The 9,133-nt window shown below is 73.4% G+C and carries 11 protein-coding genes; 2 read left to right on the forward strand and 9 right to left on the reverse strand.

Annotated elements, in window-relative coordinates:
• The 6 genes from B0E54_RS31470 to B0E54_RS31495 form a co-directional block, all read right to left on the reverse strand.
• Positions 1 to 629: SGNH/GDSL hydrolase family protein (locus B0E54_RS31470; RefSeq protein ID WP_234591477.1), on the reverse strand; the 629-nt coding region annotated here is incomplete at its 3' end.
• A gap of 154 nt (positions 630 to 783) precedes the next feature.
• Positions 784 to 1,890 (reverse strand): magnesium and cobalt transport protein CorA, encoded by a 1,107-nt coding sequence (locus B0E54_RS31475; RefSeq protein WP_234591479.1) that lies wholly within the window; start codon positions 1,888 to 1,890, stop codon positions 784 to 786.
• A 143-nt stretch (positions 1,891 to 2,033) separates the two neighbouring features.
• A complete protein-coding gene (locus B0E54_RS31480) occupies positions 2,034 to 2,453 on the reverse strand; it encodes a carboxymuconolactone decarboxylase family protein (RefSeq protein WP_234591480.1) in 420 nt (139 codons plus the stop codon).
• Positions 2,454 to 2,481: 28 nt separating this feature from the next.
• Positions 2,482 to 3,150, reverse strand: a complete 669-nt coding sequence (locus B0E54_RS31485) for a class F sortase (RefSeq protein WP_255787989.1) — start codon at positions 3,148 to 3,150, stop codon at positions 2,482 to 2,484.
• A gap of 29 nt (positions 3,151 to 3,179) precedes the next feature.
• Complete coding sequence (locus B0E54_RS31490; RefSeq protein ID WP_234591483.1) at positions 3,180 to 3,674, reverse strand: hypothetical protein; 495 nt, start codon at positions 3,672 to 3,674, stop codon at positions 3,180 to 3,182.
• A gap of 293 nt (positions 3,675 to 3,967) precedes the next feature.
• Positions 3,968 to 4,804 (reverse strand): metalloregulator ArsR/SmtB family transcription factor, encoded by an 837-nt coding sequence (locus B0E54_RS31495; protein WP_234591484.1) that lies wholly within the window; start codon positions 4,802 to 4,804, stop codon positions 3,968 to 3,970.
• 123 nt (positions 4,805 to 4,927) lie between these two features.
• Here B0E54_RS31495 and B0E54_RS31500 point away from each other — a divergent pair, with 123 nt between their 5' ends.
• Positions 4,928 to 6,199 carry a lycopene cyclase family protein gene (locus B0E54_RS31500; RefSeq protein WP_374109336.1) on the forward strand — a complete coding sequence of 424 codons (1,272 nt, stop codon included), beginning with the start codon at positions 4,928 to 4,930 and terminating at the stop codon, positions 6,197 to 6,199.
• 10 nt (positions 6,200 to 6,209) lie between these two features.
• On the opposite strand, the gene B0E54_RS31505 is transcribed toward B0E54_RS31500, so the two are convergent.
• Together B0E54_RS31505 and B0E54_RS31510 are read right to left on the reverse strand one after the other, a co-directional pair.
• Positions 6,210 to 7,319, reverse strand: a complete 1,110-nt coding sequence (locus tag B0E54_RS31505; protein ID WP_234591486.1) for a serine hydrolase — start codon at positions 7,317 to 7,319, stop codon at positions 6,210 to 6,212.
• Between the two features lie 67 nt (positions 7,320 to 7,386).
• Positions 7,387 to 8,115: a tyrosine-protein phosphatase gene (locus tag B0E54_RS31510; RefSeq protein ID WP_234591487.1), complete on the reverse strand. Its 729-nt coding sequence runs from the start codon at positions 8,113 to 8,115 to the stop codon at positions 7,387 to 7,389.
• A gap of 82 nt (positions 8,116 to 8,197) precedes the next feature.
• Here B0E54_RS31510 and rnhA point away from each other — a divergent pair, with 82 nt between their 5' ends.
• Positions 8,198 to 8,671, forward strand: a complete 474-nt coding sequence (rnhA, locus tag B0E54_RS31515; protein WP_007459445.1) for a ribonuclease HI — start codon at positions 8,198 to 8,200, stop codon at positions 8,669 to 8,671.
• Here the strand turns inward: rnhA and B0E54_RS31520 are convergent.
• Positions 8,668 to 8,922, reverse strand: coding sequence for a preprotein translocase YidC (locus tag B0E54_RS31520; protein WP_234591488.1), 255 nt, complete (start codon positions 8,920 to 8,922; stop codon positions 8,668 to 8,670). The two genes, rnhA and B0E54_RS31520, sit on opposite strands and share 4 nt — an antisense overlap.
• Between the last annotated feature and the right edge of the window lie 211 nt (positions 8,923 to 9,133).

Genomic DNA, 9,133 nt, shown 5'->3' on the forward strand with positions numbered 1-9,133 from the left:
CGGCGCCGCAGCGGCGCCGGCGGCAGCGGCGCCGTCCAGGAGTCGTCGAACCCGGGCAGCCCCGCGGTGTACGCCAGCGCGGCGGCGATCCGGGCGTGCCCGGCGCTGTTGGCGTGCAGCCGGTCGTCGCTCCACAGCCGCGGATCCGAGGCGACGGGATGGGCTCCCAGGTCCAGCAGCGTGGCCCCGGTCTGCGCGGTGGCCGCGCGCAGGGCCGCGTTGAGCGCCAGCATCCGGCCCCGCAGCGGCCGGGCCAGCGGCATCACCGGCGCCGGGTCCGGCATGGTGAAGGTCAGGACTGTGGCGCCCTGCCCGACGAGTGCCCGTTGCATCGCCGCGACGTCCTCGGCGACCTGGTCCGCGTCGAAGGAGGGGCGCAGCACGTCGTTCATGCCGGCGACCACGGTGGCCAGGTCGGGCGCGAGATCGAGGGCCGGCTGGAGCTGTTCGGCGCGGATCCGGGCAGTGGTCCGGCCACGGATGGCCAGGTTCGCGTACTCCAGCCCGCCCTGGGCGCGCGCCACCGCCAGGGCGAACCGGTCGGCCCAGCCCCGGTAGCCGCCGTCGTCGTCCGGATCGTCGAGCCCTTCGGTGGTGCTGTCGCCGATCGCCACGTACCGCTGCCACATCACGCGGGCGAGGTTAGCCCCCACCCGAACGCTGGCCGACGGGAGAGGCTCCGCGCCCTCCCGACCCGGGCGCCGATCTTGCACTTACTGTCCCCGCATTGCCGGCAAAGGGTGCGTATCGGCGACAGAAAGTGCAAGATCGCGGAGGAAGGGGTCAGAGCCAGCCGGAGCGGCGGAACAGGCGGTACAGGGCGAGCGCCGCCGCCGCCATCAGGGCCAGCGCCCCGGCGTACCCGTAGCGCCAGGCCAGCTCGGGCATGTGGTCGAAGTTCATGCCGTAGAGGCCGGCGATGCCGGTCTGGGCGGCCGCGATGGCCGCCCACGCGGCGATCTTGCGCATGTCGTTGTTCTGCTCGACGGCAAGCTGCGCCAGGCGGGACTGGACGATCGAGGTGAGCAGATCGTCGTACGCGGCCACCCGGTCCACCGCCCGGGCCAGGCGACCGTCCACGTCCACGAACCAGCGGTGCAGGGCGCGCGGCGGCCCGTCGGCCCCCGGGTCGAGCAGCATCCGCACGGGCGTCTGCAGGGGCAGCACGGCCCGCTTGAACTCCACCACCTCCCGCTTGAGCTGGTAGACGTGCTGGATGTCGGCCGAGCGGTCGCGGGCGAACACCGCCTCCTCGACCCGCTCCAGGTCCCGCTCCACGTGCCCGGCCACCTCCAGGTACGTGTCGACCATGCGCGCACAGACCGCGTACGCCACCGCCCAGGGGCCGGCGGCCAGCAGCTCCGGTCGGCGCTCGATGTCGGCGCGGACGTCGCGCAGCGCCCCGGCGGCACCGTGCCGCACGGTGACGGCGAACCGGTCACCGAGCAGCACCATCACGTCGCCGGTGTCGATCACCTCGGAGGTGTCGGTCAGCTCGGCGTGCTCCACGTACCCGGCGGTGCGCAGCACCAGCAGGGTGACCGGCCCGTGCCGCTGCACAGTGGGCCGGTGCCCGTCGGCGAGCGCCTGCTCGACGGTCAGCTCGTCGAGACCGAAGGTACGGCCCACGGCGGCGAGCACCGCCGGCCCCGGCTCGTGCAGCCCGAGCCAGACGAAGGCGTCGCGGCTGCGGCGGGCACGGACGTACGCGTCGTCATAGTGTGGCCGGCCCGGCTCCCGTCGACCCTTGACGTAGACGGCGCAGTCGACAACGGCGTCCGGATTGGACCGGCGGGGCGAGGGAACCTCTCCGCCGGGGCGGCCGAGCAGTCGGCGGGCCAGGGCGCGTACACCACGACCGGCCCGGTCGCGTACCGCTCGCTGATCCACGACGCGCCCCCTCCCGCGCACCGTCACGGCCACGGTGCTCGCAGGGCATGGTGCCACCGCATTCTGCCCAGCGGCGTCACGCGCCCGACAGCGGGGTGGGTTGCGCGTGCGGTCCTGACAGGTAGCGCGCACCGCAACCGTCGTCACCGGCCGGGTGCCGCATCTCCGACCCGGGACTGTGCCCGCTCCGCGAACACCTGGGCGGCGATCGTGTAGCTGTCGAAGGCACGAGCCACGCCCGCATAGACGGCGATCTGAATGAACGCCTCGACGATCTCCTCGGGCGTTACCCCGTTGTTGAGGGCGATGCGCAGCTGGCCACGTAGCGGCTCGAGGATCCCTAGCGAGGCTGTGATAGTGACGGACACCAGAGCCCGCATACGGGTGTCCAGGATTTCGCTGCGTGGCCAGGCGTCACCGAACGCGTGCTCGGTGGCGATCTGCTTGAAGTCGGCGGCGTTCGACGGCTCGCCCTCGCCTGCGGTGAGGAACTGCTCGAGCCGGAACCCCAGCATCTTCTCCGCTGTGTCGAGGGCGCGGGCGTAGTCGGAGCTGTCGGGCATGATGCCTCCTAGACCTATTTGGACCGCGTCAGGCGGTGCGGGTGGCGAAGACGACGATGTTGTCCACGTAGTTGCCGGTCCCGGCGTCGAACCGGCCGCCGCAGGTGATCAGGCGCAGCCCGGCGGCGTCCGACGGGCCGTAGACCAGGCCGCTGGGGAAGCGGTCCTTGGGGTACGCGCTGACGCCGTCCACTGTGAACGTGGAGACCCGGGCGTCGGCGCGGGTGACCTGGATCTCCTGGCCGGCGCGCAGTCGACCCAGGTCGAAGAAGACCGCCGGGCCGGCCGGGGAGTCGACGTGTCCCACCAGGACGGCGTTGCCGGTCTCTCCGGGGCTGACCCCGTGCCGGTACCAGCCGGCGAGGGTCGGCTTGTCCAGCGGGGGGACTTCCAGCACCCCGGCGGCGTCCACGCCGACGGGGACGATCTCCGCGCGTACACCGATGGCCGGAATCTGGACGCGGACGGGCGCGGCGCGCGAGAGCGGCGCCAGGTCCGGCGTGGGCCGGGTGTGTGTCGGTGCGTTCGCCGGCGGGCGTGGGGGCCGCGCCGGTTCGGCGGTGAGGCCGACGGTGACCAGCCCCAGCCCGGACACGGCGAGCAGGGCGACCACCGCCGGCAGGGTCCGTCGCCTCCACACGTGCCGGCCTCCGTAGGGATCGTCGGATGCCCGTGCCGGTGTCACCGGCACGGGCATCCGTCCTCAGGGATGGAGCGCGTCGCCGGTCAGGCGACGGTGGACACCGGACGACGCCGGCGGAACAGGACCACCGCGCCCGCGGCGGCGGTGCCGAGCAGGGTGCCTCCGGCGGCGAGGGCGCCCGCGTCGCGGCCGTCGCGGTTGTCGCCGCCCGAGCCGGCCGGTGCGCCCCCGATCGGGGTGACGGTGAACGTGGCGCTGCCCGCCGAACTGCCGTCGCCGCAGGTAGCGGCCACCGTGTACGTGCCGAGGGTGAACCCGGCGGTGAACAGTTCGGCGCTGAGCCCGCCGCCGGCGGCGGCGGTGGTGGATCGGACGTTCTGGTCGCGGTTGGGTCCGGTGACCCGGAAGATGACGTCACCCGACTTCGGGTTGCAGGTCGTCGCGGTGAGAACGACGGTTCCCCCGACCGGGGTGGTGGCCGGTGACACGACGGTGTCGGCCAGTGCGGCGCCCGGCAGCAGGAGCGTGCCGAGGCCCACGCCGAGCGCCGCAGAGCAGAGTGCTGTTGAGACCTTCATACGCGTCTTCCCTCACTTTTCGTCCGCTGACTGCGTGGGACGTCGTTCGGGTGGCCAACTCCGTGACTAGCACCGGTGTGCCCAACACTAGGTTGGTTGGGACCTCGATCAGGTGAAAATGAGAAACCTTCGTTGCCGTCACGTGTCCACCCGAAGGCGGGGGAGAGCAGCGCTTAGGCCCGGACGGCCTCCAGGGTGCCGGTGCTCCGATCGATGTCCGCTCGGGCCGGGCTGTCGTCGCTGAGCCGATGGCGAGGTATGGCCGGCGACGGAGGGAATGCCCGCCGGCCGGCTCAGCCGGCCCGCTCAGCCGGGGCCGGCTCGGGCATGGGATCGCCGGTCTCCAGGAGGGTCTTGAGGCTGGCCAGCAGCTCCGGCCAGCCCCCGCTGCCGTCGAGTTGACCGCTGATCGCCCGGTGCATCTCGCTGTCCGGGGAGAAGTCGACGTGGATGACTGTCAACCGGACGGCCGAGGGGCCGTGCGGCTCGATCTCGAAGGTCACCGTCGAGCGGCGCTCGCCGAGCCGAGCGGCCAACTCCTCGGCGGACCAGCCGAAGTGCTCGGCGTGCTCGGGTTGGAAGCCGTGCCAGCTGTAGGAGAGGCGGCGGTACGGCGCGGCGATCAGCACTCGCTGGCCGAGATCGCGTGGCTCGCACTCCGGCGCGTCCTGCCACAGCACCGGTGACCCGACCTGCCAGTCGGACACCAGTGCGACCCCACCCCAGTAGCGGCGCGTGAACGCGGGCTCCGTGAGCGCGGCCCACAGTCGCTGCGGGGTCGTGGTGACGTATGTCGTGTAGACGAACGTGGGGCTTGCCATGGGCTGTTCCTCCAGTGCGGTGCTCAGGTCGGCGAGCGCGGCCGCCCGCTGCCGGTCGTAGCGGCTCAGCCACCGGTCGGCGATGGCGTTGATCGGGGCGGCATTGAGGTAGTGCACCTTTTCCCGGCCCCGCCGGACGGTCGTCACCAGGCCGGCTGCCTCCAGCACCGACAGGTGCTTGCTGACCGCCTGCCGGGTCGTCGGCAACCCGTCGCAGAGTTCTCGCAGGGTCTGGCCGTTGCGTGCGTTGAGCTGGTCGAGCAGCCGTCGCCGGCTGGGATCGGCCAGCGCCCGGAACGCCTCGTCCATTCGCCCTCCCGGAAAAGCGCAACCATTCGGTTGCCTGAGAAGTTAGGCAACCGAATGGTTGCTTGTCAAGCCCGTGCCGCTCCGGGTCGCAAGGCCGGAGCGGCGTGTGCGGCGGCCGGGGCGGTGTGGCAGCGTGGTGCGGTGACCGATTCCGCCCCGCTCGACGTCGATCTCGCGCTGCTCGGCGGCGGGGGCGCCGCCTCGCTGCTGCTCGCCGCGCTGGACCGGCACGGCGTCCGCGACCTGCGGATCGCCGTCGTCGACCCGGTGCGCCGGCGCGGCCAGGACCGCACCTGGGCGTTCTGGGGCGACCCGAGCGCCGACCTCGACCCGCTGTTGAGCGCGAGCTGGCGGCAGGTCGAGGTGGCGACGCCCGCGCGGCGCCGCGTCCTGGACCTGACCCCGCTGCGGTACGCCATGCTGCGCTCCGGCCCGGTCTACGACCGGGCTGCCGAGGCCGAGCGTCGGCTGGACGCCATCCGGATCGTCGCGCCGGCCGAGGCGGTGACCGACGACGGCGCCCGGGTGGTCGTGCGCACCGGCGACGGGCGCGTCGTACGGGCCGGCTGGGTGCTCGACTCCCGCCCCCGCCCACCGGCGCGAGCGGGGCGGACGATCTGGTTGCAACATTTCCGCGGCTGGTGGCTGGAGTCCGACCGCCCGGCGTTCGACCCGCGGCGGGCGGTGCTCATGGACTTTCGCACCCCGCAGCCCGCCCGGGGCGTGTCCTTCGGCTACGTGCTGCCGGTCAGTGACCGCTACGCCCTGGTCGAGTACACCGAGTTCTCACCCGGTCTGCTCACCGACGCCGGGTACGACAGGGCGCTGGTTGACTACCGCGACCTGCTGGGGCTCGACCCGGCGGGGCTGCGTGTGCGCGAGGTGGAGAACGGGGTGATCCCGATGACCGACGCGCCGTTTGCCGCCCGACCGTCGGCCCGCGTCGTCCGCCTCGGCACTGCCGGCGGCGCGACCCGCCCCTCCACCGGCTTCACCTTCTCCGCCATGTACCGCCAGGCCGACCAGGTGGCCCGCGCGCTCGCCGCTGGTCAGCCGCCGGTGCCCAAGCCCGCGTACCCGGCCCGGCACCGCTGGATGGACGCGGTGGCGCTGCGCGCGCTCGACCGGGGCGGCGTCGGCGGCCCCGAGTTCTTCGACCGGCTCTTCGACCGCAACCCGCCCGAGCGGGTCCTGCGCTTCCTCGACGGGGTCACCACACCCGCCGAGGAGATCGCGATCATGAACTCCACCCGACTGCTGCCGATGATCGCCGCCACGGCCGGCGACGCGGCGCACCGCGTACGCGACCGGCTGCGGCCCGCCCGGCCCGCGCCGGCCATCCCGGCGGCCGTGGTGGGCGGGCCGCTCCGGCCCGTCAGCGACGCGGAAACCTGACCCGGGGCGGTCAGCGACTCGCGGTCACCCGGTCGCGGATCAGCACGCGCACGTCCTCCATCGGGTCACCGTCACCGGCCCCCAGCAACGTCTTCGTCGCCGCGATCGTCAACCCGAGGTCGGGGTACGCGTACGCGAGGCTGCCGCCGCTGCCGGCCGCGCCGAACGAACCGTCGTCGTCCACCGCGTACCCGAGGCCCCAGGTCGTCTCCTGCCCGAACACCCACTCCGGTCCGGGCGGCCCGTCGAGCGTCGCCGCCTCCCGCATCCGGGCCGGCGAGATCAACCGGACGCCGTCCACCTCGCCGATCAGCGCCGCGAGCATCCGCGCCGCCGCCCGCGCGGTCATGGTGCCGGTGGCCGGCACGTCGGCCGCCAGGACGTCGGCGCGGCTGCCGATCTGCGCACCCGGCCGTACGCCGGACGGGGCGACCCGGTCGAAGTTCGGCAGGTTGGCGCTCGCGTAGTCGAACAGCGCCGCCATGTTGCGGTCCTCGACACGGGCCAGCCGGCCCAGCTCGGCCGCCGGGACCCCGAGGTACAGCTCGTCGGCCACGCCGAGCGGCCCGGCCACGTCCTCGGCGAGCACCTGGGAGATGCGCCGGCCGGTCACCCGGCGGACCACCTCACCGACCAGCCAGCCGAAGGTCCACGCGTGGTACGCCTTCACCTCACCGGCCGGCGCGATCGGCTCCGCGTCGGCCAGGATGGCGCACATACGGTCCCAGTCGGTGAAGTCCTCCGGCGTCACGTCGGCGGGCAGGGCCGGCACGCCGGCGGTGTGGGTGAGCGCGTGCCGCAGGGTGACCCGATCCTTGCCGTGCCGGGCGAACTCCGGCCACACGTCGACGATCCGCAGGTCGTAGTCCAGTTCGCCGCGCTCGGCCAGCACGTGCACCACTGTCGAGGTGAGGACCTTGCCGGTGGACGCGCTCCAGATCGGGGTGTCGGCCCGCAGCTCCCGGCCGGTGTCCCGGTCGGCGACCCCGGCCTGCACCGTCACGATCGGCCTACCGTCGAGATACGCGGCGACCTGCACCCCGGCTTCCCGTCCGCTGGCGATCAGCTCGTCGATCATCTGTCGTACGTCGGCCCGCAGGCCGTCCCAGTTCCCGTCCACGGTCGTCGACTCTGGCAGACCAGGTGGCGATCGCGCGCAGGATTATCAGCCAGCGGCGAGTCCTCCCTCAGTCGGTGAGCAGGCGCCCCCGCAGCCGAGCGGTGAACGACTCGTCCACGCCGAGCCGGTCAGAGGCGTAGCCCACCACCGACCCGTACGCGGCGGTCAGGTCGGCCAGGAAGTGCCGGATGACGGCCTCGGGGGCGCGACCGTAACCGGGCCAGATCAGCTCACGGTCGGGGTTCAGGGCCCGCCAGTCAGCGATGAGGCGCTCGGTGGCCAGCTCGGTACGCGCGAAGTCGGCGGCGATCTGCTCCTCGTCGACGCCCAGCAGGGCCAGCAGCAGCGCGGCCAGCAGGCCGGTGCGGTCCTTGCCGGACGCACAGTGGAAGACCAGCGGCGAGTCGGTGGCGGCGATCACCTCCAACGCCTGACGCAGCTCGGCGACGCCGTCCTCGGCGACCTCTGCGTAGCGGTCGGCCAGGTAGCGCCACGGGTCGACCGTCGGGTCGATCGTCGCCTGGTCGTAGGGGCGGTGCTCGACGCTCAGGTTGTGCCAGGTCAGCCCGTCGATCTGCGGCGCCCGGCCCCGCGCGGCGATCTCCCACGGATACCGCAGGTCGATCACCGTGCCGACACCGAGGGCGCGGAACCGGTCCAGGTCGGCGCCCGCCAGCTTGCCCAGCGAGTCCGAGCGGTAGAGCAGGCGCCAGCGGACCGTTCGCCCGTCGTCGGTGCGGTGACCACCGAGGTCGCGGAAGTTGTGCAGACGATCGAACGCGACATGCCGGTCCATCGGCCCGACCCTAGCGCCTCCGGCCCGGCGTGGCGGCCCCCGACGGGTCGGCGCGAGGTCGCCGCCGGGTAGGTTGCCTGCCATGGTGGACGCGGCGGCCGGCAGGGGCGTGCAGATCTGGACCGACGGGGCGTGCAGCGGCAATCCCGGACCGGGCGGCTGGGGCGCGCTGCTGCGCTACGGCGACCACGAGCGGGAGCTGTGCGGCGGCGAGGCCACCCCGACGACCAACAACCGGATGGAGCTGATGGCGGCCATCCAGGCCCTGGAGAGCCTGAACCGGCCGGTCACCGTCGAGCTGCACACCGACAGCACCTACGTGCGCAACGGCATCACGAGCTGGCTGGCGTCGTGGAAGCGCAACGGCTGGCGCACGGCCGCGAAGCAGCCGGTCAAGAACGCCGACCTGTGGCAGCGGCTGGAGGCGGCCTGCGAGCGGCACGAGGTCACCTGGCTGTGGGTGAAGGGGCACAACGGTCACCCGGAGAACGAGCGCGCCGACGGTCTGGCCAACAAGGGCATGACCGAGGCGCGGGCGGCGCTGGCGAGCCGCTAGGTCGTACGCCCGGATCGGCGGGTCGCGTCGGGGTGCCCCGGCATGCTCGACCCGCCGCCGCTGCTGCCGGAGGAGCCGCCGGTCATCCCCGAGCTGTTGTCCTCGGTGACGATGTCCGGTGGCACGTCGGTATCGGCCGGCGGCGGGACTTCGGTGTCCGCCTCGACCTGCACCAACGGCACCTGGCCGGCCTCGTCCTCGCTGTGCTGCGGGTCGCCCGGCAGCTCGCCGTCGCGCTTTCGGAAGCCCACGCCGTGCCCCCCGTCGATACCGGTCCGAGTCGGCCGTGGCTACCCGGCGTCGTCACCCCGAAACCTCTCCCGGCGGCAGCAGCCGTCCCGGTGAACGGCTCCGGCGCGGCGTGCGGCTCCGGCGCGGCGTGCGGCGGCGCAGGGACCGCCGGCGGGTGAGGGGCCGGCCGGAGGTGGCGGTGCCCGCGTACGCGCGGCTCGCCGCACCCGC

It is taken from the genome of Micromonospora sp. MH99, from assembly GCF_021442385.1.
In the GTDB taxonomy this organism is placed as follows: Bacteria; Actinomycetota; Actinomycetes; order Mycobacteriales; family Micromonosporaceae; genus Micromonospora.

Bases quoted from the DNA above. Each gene is read 5' to 3' on its own strand.
- B0E54_RS31480 (WP_234591480.1), bottom strand. From the start codon at position 2,453: ATGCCCGACAGCTCCGACTACGCCCGCGCCCTCGACACAGCGGAGAAG.
- B0E54_RS31485 (WP_255787989.1), bottom strand. From the start codon at position 3,150: ATGCCCGTGCCGGTGACACCGGCACGGGCATCCGACGATCCCTACGGA.
- B0E54_RS31490 (WP_234591483.1), bottom strand. From the start codon at position 3,674: ATGAAGGTCTCAACAGCACTCTGCTCTGCGGCGCTCGGCGTGGGCCTC.
- B0E54_RS31495 (WP_234591484.1), bottom strand. From the start codon at position 4,804: ATGGACGAGGCGTTCCGGGCGCTGGCCGATCCCAGCCGGCGACGGCTG.
- B0E54_RS31510 (WP_234591487.1), bottom strand. From the start codon at position 8,115: ATGGACCGGCATGTCGCGTTCGATCGTCTGCACAACTTCCGCGACCTC.
- rnhA (WP_007459445.1), top strand. From the start codon at position 8,198: ATGGTGGACGCGGCGGCCGGCAGGGGCGTGCAGATCTGGACCGACGGG.